Source organism: Variovorax defluvii (assembly GCF_039541515.1).
In the GTDB taxonomy this organism is placed as follows: domain Bacteria; phylum Pseudomonadota; class Gammaproteobacteria; order Burkholderiales; family Burkholderiaceae_C; genus Variovorax; species Variovorax defluvii.
This window is the reverse complement of the sequence record NZ_BAABGJ010000080.1, coordinates 1-19,744: the sequence shown is the minus strand read 5'-3', so window position 1 is coordinate 19,744 and position 19,744 is coordinate 1. Positions and strand designations below refer to the sequence as shown.

The 19,744-nt window shown below is 69.2% G+C and carries 17 protein-coding genes; all 17 read right to left on the bottom strand.

Translation table 11 applies throughout. From position 1 onward, the window contains the following. Positions 1-11: 11 nt before the first annotated feature. Complete coding sequence (locus tag ABEA07_RS22890) at positions 12-1,376, bottom strand: MFS transporter (protein ID WP_345540772.1); 1,365 nt, start codon at positions 1,374-1,376, stop codon at positions 12-14. A 10-nt stretch (positions 1,377-1,386) separates the two neighbouring features. Continuing rightward, positions 1,387-2,220 carry an intradiol ring-cleavage dioxygenase gene (locus ABEA07_RS22885; protein WP_345540771.1) on the bottom strand — a complete coding sequence of 278 codons (834 nt, stop codon included), beginning with the start codon at positions 2,218-2,220 and terminating at the stop codon, positions 1,387-1,389. 33 nt (positions 2,221-2,253) lie between these two features. After that, on the bottom strand, positions 2,254-2,844 hold the full coding sequence (locus ABEA07_RS22880) for a malonic semialdehyde reductase (RefSeq protein ID WP_345540769.1): 591 nt from the start codon (positions 2,842-2,844) through the stop codon (positions 2,254-2,256). A gap of 18 nt (positions 2,845-2,862) precedes the next feature. Next, the gene (locus ABEA07_RS22875) at positions 2,863-4,413 is read right to left on the bottom strand and encodes a 4-hydroxyphenylacetate 3-hydroxylase family protein (protein WP_345540767.1); all 1,551 of its coding nucleotides are present in this window, start codon (positions 4,411-4,413) and stop codon (positions 2,863-2,865) included. A gap of 43 nt (positions 4,414-4,456) precedes the next feature. Continuing rightward, complete coding sequence (locus tag ABEA07_RS22870; RefSeq protein WP_345540765.1) at positions 4,457-5,020, bottom strand: flavin reductase; 564 nt, start codon at positions 5,018-5,020, stop codon at positions 4,457-4,459. Between the two features lie 221 nt (positions 5,021-5,241). Beyond that, a complete protein-coding gene (locus ABEA07_RS22865; protein WP_345540764.1) occupies positions 5,242-6,177 on the bottom strand; it encodes a LysR family transcriptional regulator in 936 nt (311 codons plus the stop codon). A gap of 89 nt (positions 6,178-6,266) precedes the next feature. Continuing rightward, on the bottom strand, positions 6,267-7,274 hold the full coding sequence (locus ABEA07_RS22860) for a SphA family protein (protein WP_345540763.1): 1,008 nt from the start codon (positions 7,272-7,274) through the stop codon (positions 6,267-6,269). Positions 7,275-7,426: 152 nt separating this feature from the next. After that, the gene (locus tag ABEA07_RS22855; RefSeq protein WP_345540761.1) at positions 7,427-8,845 is read right to left on the bottom strand and encodes an amidohydrolase family protein; all 1,419 of its coding nucleotides are present in this window, start codon (positions 8,843-8,845) and stop codon (positions 7,427-7,429) included. A 1-nt stretch (position 8,846) separates the two neighbouring features. Beyond that, positions 8,847-9,941, bottom strand: coding sequence for a BMP family ABC transporter substrate-binding protein (locus ABEA07_RS22850; RefSeq protein WP_345540759.1), 1,095 nt, complete (start codon positions 9,939-9,941; stop codon positions 8,847-8,849). A 35-nt stretch (positions 9,942-9,976) separates the two neighbouring features. Further along, positions 9,977-10,909, bottom strand: a complete 933-nt coding sequence (locus tag ABEA07_RS22845) for an ABC transporter permease (protein WP_345540758.1) — start codon at positions 10,907-10,909, stop codon at positions 9,977-9,979. Beyond that, entirely contained in the window at positions 10,894-11,985 is a 1,092-nt protein-coding gene (locus tag ABEA07_RS22840) for an ABC transporter permease (protein ID WP_345540757.1), read from the bottom strand. The genes ABEA07_RS22845 and ABEA07_RS22840 overlap by 16 nt, the downstream gene beginning before the upstream one ends. Continuing rightward, positions 11,969-13,561 (bottom strand): ABC transporter ATP-binding protein, encoded by a 1,593-nt coding sequence (locus ABEA07_RS22835; protein WP_345540755.1) that lies wholly within the window; start codon positions 13,559-13,561, stop codon positions 11,969-11,971. The genes ABEA07_RS22840 and ABEA07_RS22835 overlap by 17 nt, the downstream gene beginning before the upstream one ends. A 2-nt stretch (positions 13,562-13,563) precedes the next feature. Next, positions 13,564-14,958 (bottom strand): nucleobase:cation symporter-2 family protein, encoded by a 1,395-nt coding sequence (locus ABEA07_RS22830; protein WP_345540754.1) that lies wholly within the window; start codon positions 14,956-14,958, stop codon positions 13,564-13,566. Positions 14,959-14,997: 39 nt separating this feature from the next. After that, positions 14,998-16,395 carry a UbiD family decarboxylase gene (locus ABEA07_RS22825; RefSeq protein ID WP_345540752.1) on the bottom strand — a complete coding sequence of 466 codons (1,398 nt, stop codon included), beginning with the start codon at positions 16,393-16,395 and terminating at the stop codon, positions 14,998-15,000. Positions 16,396-16,411: 16 nt separating this feature from the next. Beyond that, positions 16,412-17,329: an amidohydrolase family protein gene (locus ABEA07_RS22820; protein ID WP_345540751.1), complete on the bottom strand. Its 918-nt coding sequence runs from the start codon at positions 17,327-17,329 to the stop codon at positions 16,412-16,414. Positions 17,330-17,352: 23 nt separating this feature from the next. Then, on the bottom strand, positions 17,353-18,288 hold the full coding sequence (locus tag ABEA07_RS22815; RefSeq protein WP_345540750.1) for an amidohydrolase family protein: 936 nt from the start codon (positions 18,286-18,288) through the stop codon (positions 17,353-17,355). 38 nt (positions 18,289-18,326) lie between these two features. Then, positions 18,327-19,433 (bottom strand): CobW family GTP-binding protein, encoded by a 1,107-nt coding sequence (locus ABEA07_RS22810; RefSeq protein WP_345540749.1) that lies wholly within the window; start codon positions 19,431-19,433, stop codon positions 18,327-18,329. Positions 19,434-19,744: the final 311 nt, after the last annotated feature.

Below are 19,744 nucleotides of genomic sequence, written 5' to 3'. Positions count from 1 at the left end.
TCGCGATCGCGCTAGGCTGTCTCCACGGCAGCCACGCCCGCCGTTTCCCGGCGCCGCCGTCCCGCCATGTGAACCAGCAAGGCCGTGCACAGCGCTGCGAGGCCGCTGATGCCGTATTGCCACGGCAGGGTGAGCCCCAGCGCGACGAAGGCCGTGCCCAGCAAGGCGCCGCAGATCGCCCCGATGCGTCCCAGGCCGATGATCCAGCCCAGCCCCGTCGATCGGATGTCGGTCGGGTAGACGGTGGCACAGTAGGCGCTCAGGTTGACCTGGGCGCCGACGATCAGCCCTCCGGCCTGCGCCACCGCCGCCAGCAGAACGATTCTTTCCCCGGGCGCCAGGCCGACCGCGGCCAGGGCGAGGGCCGAGGCGGCGAACGCCGCGCTGAGGGGCCACGGCGCGCCGACGCGGTCGATGATGCGCGCGAGGAGCAGCGAGCCCAGGATGCCGCCCAGGGAGAAGGTCGCCGATGTGAGGATGGCCTGGCTCAGGTCCAGGCCGCTCGCCAGGAGCAAGGTCGGCATCCAGGTGATGACGTAGACGATCACCATCTGCGTGATGAAGGAGGCGCCCCCCAGCAAGAGGCTGCTGCGCAGGTGCCCGCCCGAAAGAACCACCCGCACGGAGGCCTTTCCGCGGTGCGCCGGCTCGCCCACCACGAACCGGTCGCCATGGCCGAAGGCGCCCGCCGGGTTCAGGCGCCGCAGGCGGTCCGCGATCTCGTGCGCCCTCGTCCGCTGCGCCGCGAGAAAGCGTATCGACTCCGGCAGCAGGAAGAACAGCACGCCCAGCAACACCAGGGGAGCCACCCCGCCGATGAGGAAGACGGCATGCCATCCATGCTGGGCAAGCACATAGGCCGACAGCGGACCGCCGATGACGCCGCCCAGCGGAAACGCCGCATACATGATGCTGACCATGGTCGCGCGCACGCGGCTGGGTGCATATTCCGACACCAGCGCGATCACGTTCGACAGCGCGCCGCCCAGTCCCAGGCCCGTCAGGCCACGCACCAGGAGCAACGCGACGAATCCGTCGCACAGCGGCGTGGTCAGCGCGAACACGCCGAATGTCGCGGTGGCCGCAAGAATGGCGGGCCTGCGGCCGATCCGGTCCGCCAGCACGCCGAACAGCCCGGCGCCCATCGCCGCGCCGACGTAGTGGGCAGCGAAGATCGGCCCGAAGGCCTCCTTCGGCAACTGCCATGCGCGCGCGATCTCGGGTGCGACATAGGTGATGGCAAGGGTGTCGAAGCCATCCAGGAACGCCACCAGCGAACAGAGCACCATGACCAGCACGAGGGTTCGCCCGACGGGCGCGGCATCGACGGCGGCATCCACATCGACGACCCGGGAGTCGTGGGAGAGCGTGTGCATCCGACCCTCCTCAGACCGGACGCGCGTTCAGCACGAAGTCGTGGTGCAGCGCGTATCCGCCCTCGGCCCGGTGGACCCAGGGCGCGACCAGCGACTGCCGGACACCGAACACCGCGTCCGAATCCAGGTAGGCATCGCCGTCCTTGAACAGGTGGGTGATCAGCGTTTCGTAGCCCGGTGCCTGGATCATGAAATGCAGATGCGCCGGCCGCCACGGGTGCCGGTTCGCGGCCTTCAAAAAGCGGCCCACGGGTCCGTCGGTCGGAATCGGATAGGCCTGCGCGAGGACCGTGCGAAAGCGCAGGCGGCCCTGCGCGTCGGTACGGAACTGCCCCCGTCCCTGGGCGTGCGCCAGCCCGGGCCGCTGGACGTCGTACCGGCCCTCGGCATCGGCTTGCCAGACATCGACGACCGCGTCTGCGACCGGCGTCCCGTCCAGCCCCTTGACAGAGACGTCCACCTCGCAGGACTCGCCGACCGCGCCACGCGCGATGTCCTCGCCCTGCTCGCAGCGCGGGGCGCCTTCCACGTAGAAAGGCCCGAACACGGTCGACTCCGTGCAGCCCGCGGGCTTGTCGTTGTTCATCGAGACCGTCAGCATGGACAGCCCCAGCACATCGCTCAGAAGGATGAACTCCTGCCGCTTGTCGTCGCACTTCTGGCCGGTCTCGGTCAGGAAGCGGATGCCGGCGTACAACTCCTCCTCCGTCAGCTCGACGTCGCGCGCGAAGGCGTGCAGATGCCGCACGAGGCTGCCGAAGATCCGCCTGAGCCGGGGATCGGGCGTGTCCGACAGGCTGTCCAGTACCGCCTGCGTGATGTTGTCTTTCGAGATGTTGCGCACGTTTGTCTCCGTCGGAAGGTGATTCGACTTTCTTCAGGCCAGGGTGCAGGCTTCCTCGAACGCAAGGCGTGGCCCGCGCTCGTGCAGCCGGGCCGGGTCGCCGTGCCCGAGGGCGCAGATGAAGTTCGACTTCACCGCGGTGCCGGCGAAGAAGGCCGCATCGACCTTGGCGTTGTCGAAGCCGGACATCGGCCCGCAGTCCAGGCCGAGGGCACGCGCCGCGGCGATCAGGTAGCCGCCCTGCAGGCTGCTGTTGCGCAGCGCCGTGGTCTGCGCGAAGGCCGCCTTGGCCTCGCCCTCGAACCAGGCCTTGACGCCGGGGTTGTGGGGAAACAGCCGCGGCAGCTGCTCGTAGAAGCGGCTGTCGTAGCCGATGATCGCCACCACCGGCGCGCTCATCGCCTTGTCGACGTTGCCCGGGCTCAGGGCCTCCTTCAGCCGCTCCTTGGCCTGCGGCGTGCGCACGAAGACGAAGCGCGCGGGGGAGCAGTTGACCGAGGTCGGCCCCCATTTCATCAGCTCGTAGAGCTCGCGCAGCGTGGCGTCGGGGATCGGCTCCCCGGTCCAGCCGTTGTGGCTGCGTGCGTGGCGGAACAGGGTGTCGTGGTAGGAAGGGGCGGACATGATGCTCGACTCCTCCCTTCAGATGGACAGCGTGCCGCTCAGCGACAGCTGCTCCTGGTGGCGGGCCGCATCCATCGCCTTGGCATAGTCGGCCGTGGCCTGGTATTCGGTGGCGTCCTCGGCGACCGCGTCGATCCCGCAGACCTGGCGCGCCAGCTTGCCGTAGGTGCCGGAGCCGGAGAACTCGGCGCGCTGCATGGTCAGCATGCGGATGCTCTGCAGCGGCGTGCCATTGAAGTTCTCGAACACGAAGAGCCGGCTGCCCCAGTCGGTGAGGAACAGGTCGCGGATCACGCGGCCGATGCGCAGGCGGTCCTTCGGCCGGCCCACGGGGCCGGTGTTCATCTTCTCGAACACCGTGTTGAGCTTGGAATCCTCCCACTGGTCTTCCGTGGCGAAGAGCAGCGCGCTGCGGCCGGACAGGTCGACCAGCTCGTAGATCATCTGCGAGAAGTTTTCCAGGTACAGCGCGCGGCCGAAGTCGTAGATCAGGATGTTCGGCTTGTAGAGCCCGCCCGGCGTGGTGAAGCCCAGTTCCTCCGCCGCCACCACGTGCGCCAGCATGGCCTGGTGGAAGCCGATCAGCTTGGCGATGCGGGTCTGGACGGCGGGGATCTTGCTGGTCCCGATGTGCTCGGTGATCAGCACCGCCAGCCCGGCCATCAGCTCGGCACGCACCATCTGGCGCACCAGCGCGTGGTAGTGCAGCCAGTCGAACACGCGCTGCGGATACAGCTTCGCATGGTCGGGGTTGCCGAGGTGGAACACGTGCGACCAGGGGATGAAGACCTTGTCGAACACCGTCATGCCATCGAGTTCGTCTCCCTGCGAAGCCAGCGGATGCTCGACGCGGTCTTCCTTCACCAGGCTTTCGCGGCACACGATGGACACGCCCTTGGTCGCCACCGGCACGGCCGCGAAGATGATCTGGTCGGCGGGGATGCCGGGCCGGAAGAACACCCCGATGTGCACCCAGTCCGCGAAGGCGGTGCCGGTGGACACGGCCTTGACGCCGTCGACCACGATGCCCTTGTCGTTGCGCTCGATCACGCGCAGCCCCGGCGAGCGTGCCTGCGCCTCGGGCGTGGACCGGTCCATCTGCGGGTCGACGAAATTGGGCGCGCAGTTGTGGTCGCGCTCGCGCACGAAGGCGGCGAACTCGACGATGTTCTGCGCCAGCGGCTGGCCTTCGGTGCCGACGGACTGCTGCTGCCAGGGCATCGGGTCGTCGGTGTAGGTGCTCAGCACGTAGTTGTTGACGTCCGGCGTGCGGGGGAAGGAGGCGCCGGCCATCTCGCGCATCACCGTCTCGTGGTAGCGGCGCTTGCGCTTGAGTTCTTCCTTGGTGCGGTGGCCGAACCACATCATCGAGCGCCGCACGCCTTCGTCGTCGACGAAGGTCATCACATCCTGCAGGTCGGGGCGGTGATGCAGGTCGTAGAACTCGGCATGCCGCTGCGCGTAGTCGCGGGTCTTGGGGTGGGTGGCCACGTTGTCGATCTTCTCGTTGCCGACCCAGACGACACGGCCGTCGTCGAGCGATTCGAGGTATTGCTTTCCGGTGCGCATGGTGTTTCCTTCGCGTGATGGGGATGAGTGGGACACGGTGAAATCAGTTGAGGACGAGGGGGCGGGTGGTGGCGTAGCTGCGCTGGCAATAGACCAGTGGGTCGCCGATCGACTCGACTGCCGCGGCCTGCACCACCTCGGCCAGGAAGATGCTGTGCGTGCCCACCTCCATGGCCTGCGCGACGCGGCAGTCCAGGGCGACGACGGCGACCTTGCAATAGGGCGCTCCGGTCGCGAGCACGTCCCATTGAGCCGGCGCAAAGCGCCGCTCCATCGGGATATCTCCCACGCCGGCGAAGACCTGCGAGATCTCCGCGTGCGCCGAGCCGAGCCAGTTGACGCACAGTACGCCGTTGCGCTTGATGACCCCGTTGGCGTAGCTGCGCCGGTTCACGCATACCAGCACGGTGGCCGGCGTGTCGCACACCGAGCACACGGCCGAGCAGGTGACGCCCGCCATGCCGTGCTCGCCGTTGGTCGCGACGATCGTGACCGCCGTGGCGACGCGCGAGAGTGCGTCCCTGAACCGGGCCGGTTCGATGGGCGGGGTCGGCATCGGCACCACGGCATGCGGACGCGCGGGGGAGTTCAGTGCTGCAAGCGACATCGTCTTGTCTCCTTGGTTGAATGGAATCGGTGAAGCGCGCTGTGTGTGAACTCAATGTAGGCCGCAGGTCCCGCGCAGGCCATGCACGCGGGGCAATGGGCACTATTCCGCGGGGCGCGCGAGGCGGCGCGGACGGCTCGGCCTCGCGCGCGAACGCGCCGGCGAGCCCGCGCGCATGGAGGAAGACATGAGGCGCGCCGTGTCGCGACGGCGCGGCGGTTTCAAGCGCTGTCGCAGAAGCGCTGATGGATCAGCGCGCGGAACCACTGATTGCCGGGCTCGCGGTGGAAGCGCTCGTGCCAGTACTGCGCCACCTCGAAGCCCGGGAGCCGCAGCGGCGGCTTGACCACGTCGAGATCGAGTTCGCGGGCCAGCACCTCGGCCAGGGGAGAGGGCAGGGTCACCACCGCATCGGTGTGCTTGGCGACCACGGCCGCGGCGGTGAAGCTGGGCACCCGCACCGTGAAATGGCTCGCGGGGATCGCGGCTTCCAGCACGTGCTCCGCCACCTCGATGCCGTGGCCCGTCCCCGACGCGGAGACGAGCACATGCTGCTCGGCGGCGAAGGCCTCCAGCGACGGCTGCGTCGACAGACGCGGGTGCCCCTTGCGCACCAGGCTCAGGTGCACCGCCGAATAGAGGCGCTGGCGCCGGATGCCCTGCGTCAGCGCAGGGTAGTAGCCGATGGCCAGGTCCACCTTGCCGGACTTGAGCCAGGCGTGCAGGTGATCCTCGTCCAGCTGCACCGCCCGCAGGCGCACCGCCGGTGCCTGGCTGTGCAGCGCCTTCACGAGGGCCGGCAGCATGACCACCATGGCCGCGTCGACGGCGAAGAAGCTGAAGCTGCGGTCGCTGGTGCGCGGGTCGAAGGGGACCTGCGCGCAGCGCAGCATCTGCATCTCGTCCAGGATGAGCCGGATCGGCACGGCCAGGGACTGCGCCTTGGGCGTCGGCTCCATCGACAGGGACACGCGGATGAAAAGCGGGTCGTCGAAGTAGCTGCGCAGCCTGGCGAGCGTCTTGCTCAGCGCGGGCTGCGTGGTGTTCAGCACGAGCGCGGCCTTGGTCAGGCTTTGCTCCCGCAGCAGGACATCGATGACCTGGAGCTGGTAGAGGTCCAGCTGGTCTGCCTGGCCGTTCAGGTTGCTACTACCCATGGGTTCCAGTCCTCGTTGGCAGGCCGGGACCGGTCTCCACGCCCAAGCGGGCATGCGCCGGCGAGAGCACCCGGCACTCGCTTACTCCACTAGAAAGGAATTCTCGCCTGAAGCCACACGCGCGTGCCCTGCGGCCTGTTGCGCGCCCCGAACTCCGACTGGATCTTGGCGACGAGCGCCATGCGCGGCGTCACGTTGTAGCTGAGGTAGGGGCCCAGCGCATTGACGCGGCCGCGGTTGCCGTCGCCGAAGACGGCTCCGTACTGCCGGTCGTCGCTGGTCTGCCGGTACACATAGCCGTTGATGCCGATGGCCAGCGCGGGGTTGACGCGGTAGCCGGCGCTGAATTCGATCGTGGCCTCGTCGCCGGACTGGTAGTGGGTCGCGTTGTTCCTGCCGTTGACGGCAAAGCGGAACTTGGCGTTGACGTCGTAGCCCGGCGCCGGAAACCAGGTGAGGGCGTAGAAGATCGCGGCCTGGGCGTAGTTGCGTCCGGTGTTCACCCGCTCGCCGGCATCGTAGGTGCCGGTCTTCAGGTGGGTGTCGATGCCGACGGTATGGTGGTAGCTCGGCCAGCTCCAGCCCAGGATGATGGGCGAGAAAGCCATGTCCGCCAGCCCCAGGCGGTAGCCGCCGCGCTCCAGTGGCGGCAGGCCTCGCCGGGCGACCGCGGCGTCCAGGTCGACCGATGCGATGGCCTGCACCACGCGCGTCTCGACGCGCGCGCCGAACAGCGTGAAGCCGGGCCACACGTACGACAGCCGCGGCGCCACCACGTCGGAGGCGATGCGGAACCGCGCGAGCTGCGGGTTGTCCCTGCCGGCGCCGTTCCTGGAATGCGTGGCCTTGTAGTGCGAGTAGTAGGCGAACCAGTGCGCGCCGTCCGGCAGCATGACGCCGTTGTAGTTGGTCTCCACGCCCATCGGGTAGGAGTTGCCGCCCCCCTCGGTGGCCTGGGCGCAGGCGCCGCACAAAGCCAGAAGAACGGGCAGGCCCGGGTGATGGACGAGGCGCCGGCGCAGGGCGCGGGGCGCGGATGGAACGGGCCGGATCGCATCGAAGCGCATCGGGAGCGATGCCTGTCGCAGTGCTGTCATGTCTTGCCTCCTGGCCCGGACCATAGGGCGCAGGCCCGTTCCTGCACAGCGAGGGCTCGGCATGCGCACTATTCCGCTGCGGCATGCAGCGGGCCGGCGGCGGCGCGCCGCGGCGGACGAGGAACGGAGCCGTCCGCCCCGGCCCCTGCGCGTCAGCGCTCCCGCAGCAACGCCCGCAGCTCCTCGCGCGCCTGGGCGCGCAGGCGCGCGAGGTCCAGCCCCGGGACGGCGTCGTCCTCCACCACCAGCTCGCCGCCGCACAGCGCCCAGCGCAGCCGCGGCCGCCCGCCGCTCGCGATGGGCCCGATACCTGGATCGTGCAGGCCGAAGTAGCGCGGATCGTCCAGGTCGTAGACGGCGAGGTCGGCGGCCTGCCCGACCTGCAGCGTGCCCACGCCCTCGAAGCCGAGTACCTGTGCGCCGCCGGCCGTGGCCCAGTGGACGATTTGCTCGATCGTCACCGCATCGGCCCCGGCCTCGCCCTCGCCTTCCGGCCTCGGCCGGGTCTGCGCGCCGGCGTGGGCGCGGTGCAGCAGCCAGGCGAAATGCAGCTCGCTGATCATGTCGGCCGCTTCGTTCGAGGCCGCGCCGTCCACCCCGATCGAGACCGGCACGCCCAGCCGCGCCAGCGCTGGCGCCGGCGCGATGCCGTCCGCCAGCCGCGCGTTGCTCTGGGGGCAGTGCGCGATGCCGGTGCCGCTGTCGCCGAGCAGCTTCATCTCGCGGGGCGAGAGATGCACCAGGTGCGCGAGCCAGACATCGGCGCCGAGCCATTCGTTGTCCGCCAGGTACTCGATCGGCAGGCAGTCGTGCACCTCGCGGCAGTACTCGATGTAGGCCACCGACTCCGACATGTGGCTGTGCAGCGGCAGGCCGAGCGAGCGGGCGGCGCGCGCCACCACCTTGAGCTGATCGCGCGGCAGCGAGACGTGCACCGAGGTGGGTGCCATCGCCACGCGCCGGCGTGCGCGCGGCCCGCGCTGATGGAAGCGCGCCGCGGTTCGTTCGACGGCGGCGAGCATCTGATCCAGCGTCTCGGGCGGCTGGTGCAGGCGCTCGCTGTCCTCGAGCTGGCGCGTGACGGTGGCGCCGCCGCGCAGCAGCATGAAGCGCATTCCCAGCGCCTGCGCCTCCTCGAACAGCAGCGCGGCCGCGTCGTGATCGGCACCGGGCTGGAACAGGTAGTGGTGGTCCGCCACGGTGGTGCAGCCCGAGCGCAGCAGTTCCACCAGGCCGATGCGCGCGGCCACGCGCAGGCGCTTCTCGTCGAAGCCGCGCCGGAAGGCGAAGGGCACGGCCTGCAGCCAGGGGCCGAGGGTGGCGTCGATGCCGGCCGGCACGCCCTTGAGCAGCGACTGGAACAGGTGGTGATGCGTGTTGACCCAACCCGGGTAGATCACGCAGTCGCTCGCATCCAGCACGCACTCGCCCTCCTGCGAACGCAGGCCGCGGCCCATTTCGGCGATGACGCCATCGGCGATGCGCAGGTCGGTGGCATCGCCACGCGCCTGTGCGCCGGGCAGGCCGGTGAACACGCCGTGCGCGTGACGGATCAGGAAACGCTGCGCCATGCTAGGGCTTGGGCAGCAGGCCTTCGACGCCCTGCACCAGATAGTTCATGTTGGCCAGGTCGGCCGCGGAGATGGTCTGCCCGGCCGGCACGCGCACCTTCCCTTCCTGGTCCAGCACCGGCCCGGCGAAGGGATGCAGGCGGCCCTCGGCGATGTCCTTCTCCAGCCGGGCCACCTTCTCGCGCAGCTCGGCGGGTACCGCGGCGTTGAGCGGCGCCATCCGGATCATGCCCTCGCGCAGCCCGCCCATCACGCTCTCGGACTTCCAGCGGCCGGCCAGCACGTCTTCCACCACCTTGATGTAGTAGCCGCCCCAGTTCTGCACCACCGAGGTGAGATGGGTCTTGGGGCCGAAGCGCGACATGTCGGAGTAGTAGCCCAGCGTGTAGATGCCCTTTTCCTCGCCCGTGGTGACGATCGACACGCCCGAGGTCGCGTAGGCCAGCGTGTCGACGCCGAGCTTCACCAGCGCATTGGCGGCGTCGCGCTCCTTGCCGGGGTCGTACCAGGCATTGACCCACACCAGCCGCAGCTGCGCCTTCGGGTTGACGCTGCGCATGCCCTGCGCGAAGGCGTTGACGCCCTGCAGCACTTCGGGGATGGGGAAGGCGCCGACGTAGCCCACGGTGCCGCTCTTGCTCATGGCGCCCGCGATCACGCCTTCCAGATAGCGGCCCTCGAAATAGCGCGCGTTGTAAACGCCGACGTTGGCCGCGGTCTTGTAGCCGGTGCCGTTCATGAAGATGACCTTCGGCGCGGTGCGCGCCACCTTGAGCGTGGGCTCCATGAAGCCGAAGGAGGGCGTGAAGATCAGCTTGCAGCCCTCCTGCACGAAGTTGCGGATCACGCGTTCGGCATCGGGCCCCTCGGCGATGTTCTCCACGTACTTGGTGGTGATCCGGTTGCCCATGGCCGCCACCAGCTCCTTGCGCGCGAGCTCGTGCTGGTAGGTCCAGCCGCTTTCGCCGATCGGGTTGGAATAGAGGAAACAGGTGTGCAGCGGCTCGGCCGTCTGCGCCGTGGCGCCCAGCGCGCCCAACAGACCGGCGGCCAGTGCGAAGCGGCCGGCAAGGCCGCGCGAAGTTGCTCGTGTCATGTCGTCTCCGTCGTGGTTGTGAAAAATGGGAGAGCTCAGCGCTCGGGCCGGAAGGCCCGGCCCAGCGAAGCAGGGGAGTTCAGCCGGATCGTGGCCGGGTTGCGCGAGATCAGCACCAGCACGGCGATGGTCGCGAGGTAGGGCAGCGCCGAGAGCAACTGCGCCGGGACTTCGATGCGCAGCCCTGCCCCTTGCACGAACAGCTGCGAAACCAGCACCCCGCCGAACAGGTAGGCGCCCAGCATCACGCGCAGCGGCCGCCAGGTGGCGAACACCACCAGCGCCAGCGCGATCCAGCCGCGCCCCGCCACCATTCCCTCGGACCACAGCGGCGTGTAGAACACCGACAGGAAGGCGCCGCCCAGCCCTGCCATCGCGCCGCCGAAGGCCGCCGCCGCATAGCGGATCGCCAGCACCGGGTAGCCCACCGCATGCGCCGCGGACGGCGACTCGCCCACCGCGCGCAGCACGAGCCCGGCGCGGCTGCGATCCAGGAACCACACGGTGAACGCCACCAGCAGCCACGACAGGTAGACCAGCGCCTGGTGGTGGAACAGCGCCGGACCGATCAGCGGCAGCTCGCCCAGCAGCGGGATGTGCAGCGGCGGCACCGCCGGCAGCGGCGCCGACTCGTAGGGCTTGCCGAGGAAGGCGGCCAGCCCCACGCCGAAGATCGCCAGCGCCAGGCCCGAGGCCACCTGGTTCGCCTGCATGGTCAGCGTGAGATAGCCGAAGAGCAGCGCCATCGCGGCGCCGGCGGCCATGCCCATCGCCGCGGCCAGCCAGGGGTTGGCGCCGGCATGGGCGGTGGCGAAGGCCGCGACGGCGCCGACGGCCATCATTCCCTCCGCGCCGAGGTTGAGCACCCCGGCGCGCTCGGTCACCAGCTCGCCGATGGCGACGATGATCAGCGGTGTGCCGGCCACCAGCGTGGCGGCCACGACGGAGGCGATCAGCGACGTGTCCATGAGAACCCCCTCCACGCGCTGCGCTCCCAGCGCAGCCGATAGCCGATGAAAAGATCCGAGGCCAGCAGGAAGAACAGCAGCATCCCCTGGAACACCTTCGAGATCGACGAGGGCAGGTTCAGGTGCTGCTGCGCCTGCTCGCCGCCGAGGAAGAGCAAGGCCATCAGCAGGCTCGCACCGAAGATGCCGGCCGGATGCAGACGGCCGACGAAGGCGACGATGATGGCCGCGAAGCCATAGCCGGCGGAGATCTGCGTGGTGAGCTGTCCCATCGGCCCGGCCACTTCGGTCATGCCGGCGACGCCGGCCAGCGCGCCGCCGGCCAGCAGCCCCACCCAGATCGCGCGCCGGGCGGAGAAGCCGGCGTAGCGCCCGGCCTGCTCGGCCTGCCCGGCCACCTGCATCTGGAAGCCCAGAAAGCTCAGTTGCAGGAACACATAGCCGGCCAGCAGCGCTGCCAGCGCCAGCAGGAAGCCTGCATGCAGGCGCGTGCCTTCGGCCAGCAGCGGCAGCAACGCGCTCTCGCCGAAGCTGCGCGTCTGCGGGAAGTTGTAGCCGCCCGGGTCCTTCCACGGCCCATAGACCAGCCACGAGGCCAGCAGCTGCGCCACATAGACCAGCATCAGCGAGACCAGGATCTCGTTGGTGCCCCAGCGCGTGCGCAGCCACGCCGGCACCGCCGCCCAGAGCGCGCCGCCGAGCGCACCGGCCAGCACCATCGCGGCGACTGCCCACGCGGCCGGCGCATCGCCCACATGCAGGGCGACGGCGGTCGCGAACAGCGCCCCGAGGATGAACTGCCCCTCTGCGCCGATGTTCCACACGCCCGCGCGAAAGCCGGCCGCCAGTCCGACCCCGATCAGCATCAGGGGCGTGGCCTTGAGCAGCAGCTCGCTCAGCGCATACAAGTCGCCCACCGGCTGCACGAAATACACGCGGAAGGCCTCGAACGGATCGCGGCCCAACGCGGCGAACAGCACCAGCCCGCCCAGCAGCGTCAGCCCCACCGCGAGCAGCGGCGAGAGCCAGCGCATGCGGCGCGAGGCCTCGGGGCGGGCTTCAAGCCTGGGCCACATGGCGCACCTCCTCTGCGGCCACCGGCGCGGTGCCGGCCTCGGGCCACATGCCGCTCATCCACAGGCCGATGGTCTCCACGTCGGTGTGCTGCACGGGCACGGCCGGCGAGAGGCGGCCGTTGGCCATCACCGCAATGCGGTCGCAGACCTCGAACAGCTCGTCCAGCTCCTCGGACACCACCAGCAGGGCCGCGCCCGCATCGCGCAGCGCGATCAGCGACTGGCGGATGAAGGCCGCCGCGCCCACGTCCACGCCCCAGGTGGGCTGCGCCGCCACCAGAACGCGCGGGCCCTGCAGCAGCTCGCGCCCGACGATGAACTTCTGCAAATTGCCGCCCGACAGCGCATCGGCTGGCGCCTGCGGGCCCGCGCACTTCACCGCGAAGTCGTCGATGCAGCGCCGTGCGAAGGCGCGCACCGCGCCGCGACGGACCAGGCCGCGACGCACCAGCCCCTGGCGGTGCGCCGTCAGCAGGGCGTTGTCGCCCAGGCTCATGGCCGGGACCGCGCCGCGCCCCAGCCGCTCTTCCGGCACGAAGCCCAGGCCGCGGGCCCGGCGTGCGCCGCTGCCGAGGTGGCCCACGGGCCGGCCTTCCAGCGACACGGCTTCGCCGGCCGCGCGCGGCAGGGGCGACTCGCCGGACAGCGCCTGCAGCAGTTCCTGCTGGCCGTTGCCGGACACGCCCGCGATGCCGACGATTTCGCCCGCGCGCACCTCCAGCGCCACATCGCGCAGCGCGACGCCGAAGGGATGCTGCGCGGGCTGCGTGAGCGCGCGCAGCGCGAGCCGCACCTCGCCGGGCGCGGCCGGCGCGCCACGGCGGCAGGGCACCAGCTCCTTGCCGATCATCATCCGGGCCATCGACGCAGGGGTCTCCCGCGCAGGGACGCAGTGGCCCGTCACCCGTCCGCCGCGCAGCACCGTGGCGTTGTGGCAGAGCTCCCGCACCTCGTCCAGCTTGTGGCTGATGTAGAGGATGCTGCAGCCTTCCTCGGCCAATTGGCGCAGCGTGTCGAAGAGCTTGCGCACCGCCTGCGGCGTGAGCACCGAGGTCGGCTCATCCATGATCAGCAGGCGCGGGTTCTGCAGCAGGCAGCGGATGATTTCCACGCGCTGCCGTTCGCCCACCGACAGCGAGTGCACCAGCCGGCGCGGGTCCACCGGCAGGCCGTAGCGGCGGCCCACCGCATCGATGCGCTGGGCCAGGTCCTGCAGGTCGGGCCGACCCGGCAGCGCGAGCGCCACGTTCTGCACCACGGTCAGCGTCTCGAACAGCACGAAGTGCTGGAACACCATGCCGATGCCCAGGCTGCGCGCGTGGCCGGGACTCTGGATCGCCACCGGCTCGCCGCGCCAGCGGATCTCCCCGGCGGTGGGCGCCGTCACGCCGTAGATGATCTTCATCAGCGTGGACTTGCCGGCGCCGTTCTCGCCGAGGATGGCGTGGATCTCTCCCGGCTGGACCACCAGGTCGATGCCGTCGTTGGCCACCACCGAGGCGTACACCTTGCGGATACCGGCGAGCGCCAGCTGCGGCCCGGCGGATGCGCCGGCCGCTTGTCGCAGGGGAGCCATGCTCAGGCCACCTTGCCCACGACGTGGCTCGACGGACTCGCCGACTGGCGCGCGTTGAACACCAGGTTGAGCAGCACCGCCGTCAGCGTGCCCAGCAGGATGCCGTTCTGGCAGAAGCGGGCCAGCAGCTCCGGCAGCTGCGCGAAGAAGCGGTCCGCCACCAGCGGGATCATGCCCAGCGCCAGGCTGATCGCCACGATGTACGCATTCTTCTTGTTGTTCACGAAATCGACGTGGCCGAGGATGCGAATGCCGGTGGCGGCCACCATGCCGAACATCACCAGCGCCGCGCCGCCCAGCGCGTACTGCGGGATCGAGGCCGCCAGGAAGGCCAGCTTGGGCAGGCAGCCGAGCACGATCAGCAGGACGCCCGCGGCTGCGCACACCCAGCGGCTGCGCACGCCGGTGACCTGCACCAGCCCGATGTTCTGCGCGTAGGAGGTGTAGGTGAAGGTGTTGAACACGCCGCCCACGATCGCGCCCACGCCGTCGGCGCGCAGGCCGCGCGCGATGTCGTCCTTCTGCAGCGGACGCTCCACCACCTCGCTGAGCGCGAGGAACTGGCCCACGCCCTCCACCATGATCACGATCATCACCACGCACAGCGTGACGGAGGTCATCAGGTCGAAGGTGGGCAGCCCGAAGTGGAAGGGCGTGATCAGCTGCACCCACGACGCGTTGGCGAGCCCCGCGAAGCTCACCTGGCCGAGCGACAGCGCGATGAAGAAGCCGGCCAGGATGCCCAGCAGCACCGCCACGTTGGACAGGAAGCCCTTGCAGGTGGCGATGATGAAGAGGATGGTGAGCAGCACCACGCCGGAGATCGCCAGGTGCAGCGGCACCCCGTAGTTCGGATTGGGAACGGGCCCCGCGGGACCTGGAATCGTCGGATTGCCGCCGGCCGCCCAGTTGATGCCCACGCGCATCAGCGACACGCCGATCACCAGCACCACCGTGCCCGTCACCACCGGCGGGAACCATCGCACCATCTTGCCGACCTGGCCGGCGACCAGGAGCGTGAAGAGACCGGCCACGATGACCGCGCCGAACACCGCGCGCAGGCCGAGCTCGGGATTGGAGCCGGCGGTGATGATGGGCGCGATGGCGGTGAAGGTGACGCCCATCATCATCGGCAGGCGGATGCCCACCTTGCCGATGCCCACGCTCTGCAGGATGGTGACCAGGCCGCAGCAGAACAGGTCGGCCGAGATCAGGAACGCGATGTCCGCCTTGGGCAACTTGAGCGCGCCGCCGATGATCAGCGGCACCGCGATGGCACCGGCATACATCACCAGCACGTGCTGCAGCGCCAGCGTGCTCATCTTGTGCAGCGGCAGGATCTCGTCGACGGGATGCACGGACGGCGTGTCGGACCGCGCGTTGGCAGATTCAGTCATGGTGCTTGTCTCCTAATCGTTGTCGTCGTGGTGCCGCGCTCAGCGCTTGCCGGCGCGCCCCAGGAAGGCCGCGGCGCGCTCCATCGCGGCATCGTCGATGCGCGCGCGCACGCCCTCGAAGGCAGGGCCGCGCGTCGCGTCCAGTCCCATGCGCGAGGTCGTGCCCACGCCGGAAGCGGAAGGGTCGAGCGCGCTGCCGGGCAGGCCCTCGACCACGACCACGTCCAGGTGGGGCTGGAAGTGCGTGGCCAGGGCCCACAGCACCTCCTCGTCGCGCGCGATGTCCACGTCCTCGTCGACCGCGACCACGGTCTTGAGGTAGGGGTCCCAGCCCAGCAGGCCGAGCATCACCTGGCGCGCCTCGCCGGGGCGCGACTGCTTCAGCGCCACGTAGGCGTGGAAGTGCGTGCCCGAGCTCGGGTAGTGCACCCCGGTCACGCCGGGGAAGCGCTCCTTGAGCTTCTCCACCATCTCCGACTCGCGCGGGATGCGTCCCAGGTTGAGGTGTTCGGCCGAATTGCCGCCCACCACGTCCAGCAGCCAGGCATCGTCGCGGCGCATCAGCGTCTCCACGCGCAGCAGGTTGTTGGTGGAGCGGTCGGAGGAGTAGCCGGTGAATTCGCCGAAGGGGCCTTCCTCCGCGCGCGCCTCGGGATCGATCACGCCCTCCAGCACGAACTCGGCATGCGCCGGCACCGCGATGCCGTACTTCGGCGTGCGCACCACCTCCAGCGGCGCGCCGAAGAGGCCGCCCGCCACATGGCGCTCGTCCACCCCGTAGGGCAGCCGCGCGGCGCCCGCCAGCATGAAGAGCGGATGCGCGCCGACGATCATCGCCACCGGCAGCGGCCGGCCCTTCGCCTGCGCGGCCTGCAGCATGCGCCACAGGTGGCCGCGCGAGTGCAGGCTGGTGGCGATCTCGCCGGGCGAATGCACCATCGAGCGGTGGTAGCTCAGGTTGCCGATGCCGGCCTCGCGGTCTTCCGCCGCGATGATGGCGTTGGTGATGTAGGGGCCTCGGTCGGTGGCGAAGTGCCGGATGGTGGGCAGCTCCGCCAGGTCGATCGCGCCGCTCGTCACGCGCTGCGTCACCGCGCCGGAGGCCAGCTCGCGCGGTGCGACCATGCGCCGGCTGCGCGCCTGGTACTCCGCATGGATGCCCGCGGCGGGCACGCCGCCGAGCATGCGGCCCACCCGCTCGCGCGAGGCGAACAGGTTGGTCACCAGCGGCCGGCCGATGCCCTCGACCTGCTCGAACACCAGGGCCGGATGCCGGCCCTGCGCGGCCAGCGACCAGACGGCCGCCGTCACGTCCTGGTCGGCACCGACGCGCTCGTGCACAGTCAGCACGTCGTCCGGGAAGAGCTCGCGGTAGGCGGCCATGAACCGGTGCAGGTCCTGGCCGGTGTCCGCCAGCAGTGGGGCTCGCGTTGTCATGGCGGTGGCCGCTGCGTTACTTCTTCACGCCGGCGTAGGTGTCGGTCAGCCGCGCCTTCGCGTCTTCCTGGTTGCGCGGCGGCGGCGTCGTCTCGATGCCGCACAGGCGCGCGATGTTGTTGCCCAGGTAGTCCTCCAGCTGGTCTTCGCCGATGCCGATGCCGTGCGGCGCGGGCCGGCACAGCATCTCCAGCTCGCGCAGCCACATGCCGGGCTCGTTGGGCGGGCTGTCGGTGCCGAACACCAGCTTGTGGCGCGGCAGCTCCTTGGCGAACTCCGCGATGCGCGCCTGGAAGCACCAGCCGGATTCGACGTACACGTTGGGCGTGTCCATGGCCATCCAGAAGGTCTCGAAGGAGTAGTTGCCGCCGGTCTGGATGCCGAAGTGCGCGATGACGAAATTCACCATCGGGAACTCGCGGATGATCGGGTAGAACATCGTCGGGATGGTGAAGGGGCCGTCGCCGGTGTGGATGAGCACCACGGTGTTGTACTTGGCGCACACCTTCATCGCCGGGCGCAGCCAGTCGAGCGCGCGGTCGGGCCGGTAGCCGTGCATGTTGGCATGCAGCTTGATCATCTTGAAGCCGTACTCCTTGATGTGGAATTCCAGCTCCGCCGCGCCGTTCTCCGGGCCCCAGCGCGGGTTGTAGTTGAAGTTGCCGATGAAGCGGTCGGGGTACTTCTGCGTCAGCTCGGCGATGTAGGCCATGTAGTCGCGGATGCCCTCGCGCCCGCGGCGGTTGCCGTCGCGGTAGCCGGTGTTGCCGGGCGGCGGCTGGATGAAGCCCATGTCGATGCGGCGCGGCTTGCCGTTGATCATGTAGGGGCCATCCATCAGCTTGAGCATGCGCTCGCCGTTGAAGGGCGTGCCGGTGTGGCGCCAGGCCTCGTCGACCAGGTTGGTGGGGTGCAGGTGGGTGTCGATGATCATGTTCTCGTCTCCGGGAATTCTTGTCAGTACAGGTCGATCACGGGCTGCGGCTCGAACCGCCGGCCCAGGCGCTTGCAGGCTTCGTCGAAGCTGCGCGGCGGGGACGAGGTGTCCAGGCCCACCATGCGCGCGATGTTGTTGCCGAGGTAGTCCTCGAGCGTGTCCTCGTCGAGGTTGAGGCCTTGCGGCGGGTTGGTGCACAGCACCTCCAGCAGGCGCAGCCACATGCCGGGTTCGTTGGGCGGCGTGTCGGAGCCGAAGATGATCTTGCTCGGGTGCAGGACCTTGGCGAACTCCACGATGCGCGACTGCAGGCACCAGCCGGATTCGCAGAACACGTTGGGCAACTCCTGCGCCCACTGGAAGGGCTCGAAGCAGTACACGCCGCCGGTCTGCACGCCGAAGTGCGCCATGATGAAGTTGATGCTCGGGAAGGCCTTGATCATGGGCACCCACTCGGTGGGGATGCTGTAGGGGCCGTCGCCCACGTGCAGCTTGACCGGCACGCCCAGCTCGGCGCACTTCTCGAAGGCAGGCCGCACCCAGTCCAGCGCGCGGTCGGGCCGGTAGGCATGCATGTTGGCCTGCATCTGCACCATCTTGAAGCCGTGCTCCACGACGTAGCGCTCGATCGCCTCCACGCTGTTCCTGACGCCGCAGCGCGGGTTGTAGACGAAGCAGCCGAGGAAGCGGTCGGGGTGTTCCTGCACGCACTTGAGCGTGTAGGCCATGTAGTCGTCGATGGACTGGCGGCCCGACTTCTCGCCGTCGGTCCAGGTGTAGATGGTGTTGCCCTGCGGCGGCTGGATGAATGCCTTGTCGATGCGCCGCGGCTTGCCGTTGACCCAGTAGGGGCCGTCCATCGTCGCCAGCAGGCGCTCGGCGGTGTAGGCCTCGCCGTCGTGCCACCAGGCCAGGTCGACCTGGTCGGTGGGGTAGCAGCTGATGTCGATGATCATGGGAATGTCTCCTTGTCGGACGTTGGGGTTGAAGCGCTTCAGGCGGCTTCCAGCGCCTCGTTGAATTCGGTGTGCGATGCGAGGCAGGCCTCCAGCCGCGCGCGCAGCTTCTCGTGCTGGAGGTGGCGTCCGATGAAGACCAGCTTGCTGGCCGGCGTCTCGTCCCACCACGGGAAGGAGGGCTTGAGCTCGAGGATGCGGTGCACGCCCTGCAGCACGTGGCGGCGGTCGTCGCCCTGGACGTGCAGGATGCCCTTCACGCGGAAGATGTCGTCGCCGCGGATGGCCAGCAGATCCTGCAGGGAGCGCTGCAGGCGCGCCGCGTCGAAGGGGCGGTCGAAGGTGAAGGAGACCGAGGCGACGGAGGGGTCGTGGCTGTGCGACGGGGCGGCGACCAGCGGCGGCACCGTGCCGTGCGCGTGGCTGCAATTCGCATCGCAGACATGATCGTTCGCATCTTCCAGGAAATGCGGGTCGGTCATCGACAGCGCATCCGACTCGAAGGATTGCAGGCCCAGGATCAGCGACAGGTCCACCTGCGCCTGCACCGTGCGCAGGATCGGCGCGCTCTGGTTGAGCGAGCGGATGCGGCTTTCGAGTTCTTCCAGCTGGGCCGCGGGCACCAGGTCGGACTTGTTGAGCAGGATGCGGTCGGCCACCACGATCTGCGTCACGGCCTGGTTGTCGTAGTCTTCCAGCGCCGGGTCGTCGAGGTGCGGCTGCACGTGCAGCGCATCGACCAGCGTGACCACGCCGTCGAGCACCACCTTCTTCGCGACCTCGTTGTCCATGAAGAAAGTGGCGGCCACCGGCGACGGATCGGCCAGGCCGCTGGTCTCGACCAGGATGTGGTCGAACTGGTCCTTGCGCTCCAGCAGCTTCTGCAGGATCTCGACCAGGTCGTTGCGCACGTCGACCACGCAGCAGATGCAGCCGTTGGCGACCTGGAAGATCTCTTCCTCCGAAGCCAGCACGAGATCGGAGTCCACGTCGACTTCACCGAACTCGTTCTCGATCACCGCGATGCGATGGCCGTGGCGCTCGGTCAGGATGTGGTTGAGCAATGTGGTTTTGCCGGCGCCCAGGAAGCCGGTGAGGATGGTGACGGGGACCGGGCGATGCGGATGGTCGTGGTCTTGGTTCATTTGACGTACCTTTGCCTTCGGAGGGGTGTTTGCGTTTGGGACGGTCGGGCGGCTCATTGGGTCGGCCGCTGGGTGAGGGCTCTGGGCCTTGGTTTTTGCCTTGCTTGTTGGGTGGCGCAGGAGGCGGGAATTCGCTTCTTGGGTCCTTGTTTTGGCCTTGCTTGTTGGGTGGCGCAGGAGCCGGGAATTCGCTCCTGCAGCCTTTGTTTTGGCCTTGCTTGTTGGGTGGCGCAGGAGCCGGGAATTCGCCCCGGCGGGCGAGTTACTTTCTTTGTCTCGCCAAAGAAAGTAACCAAAGAAAGGCGACCCCA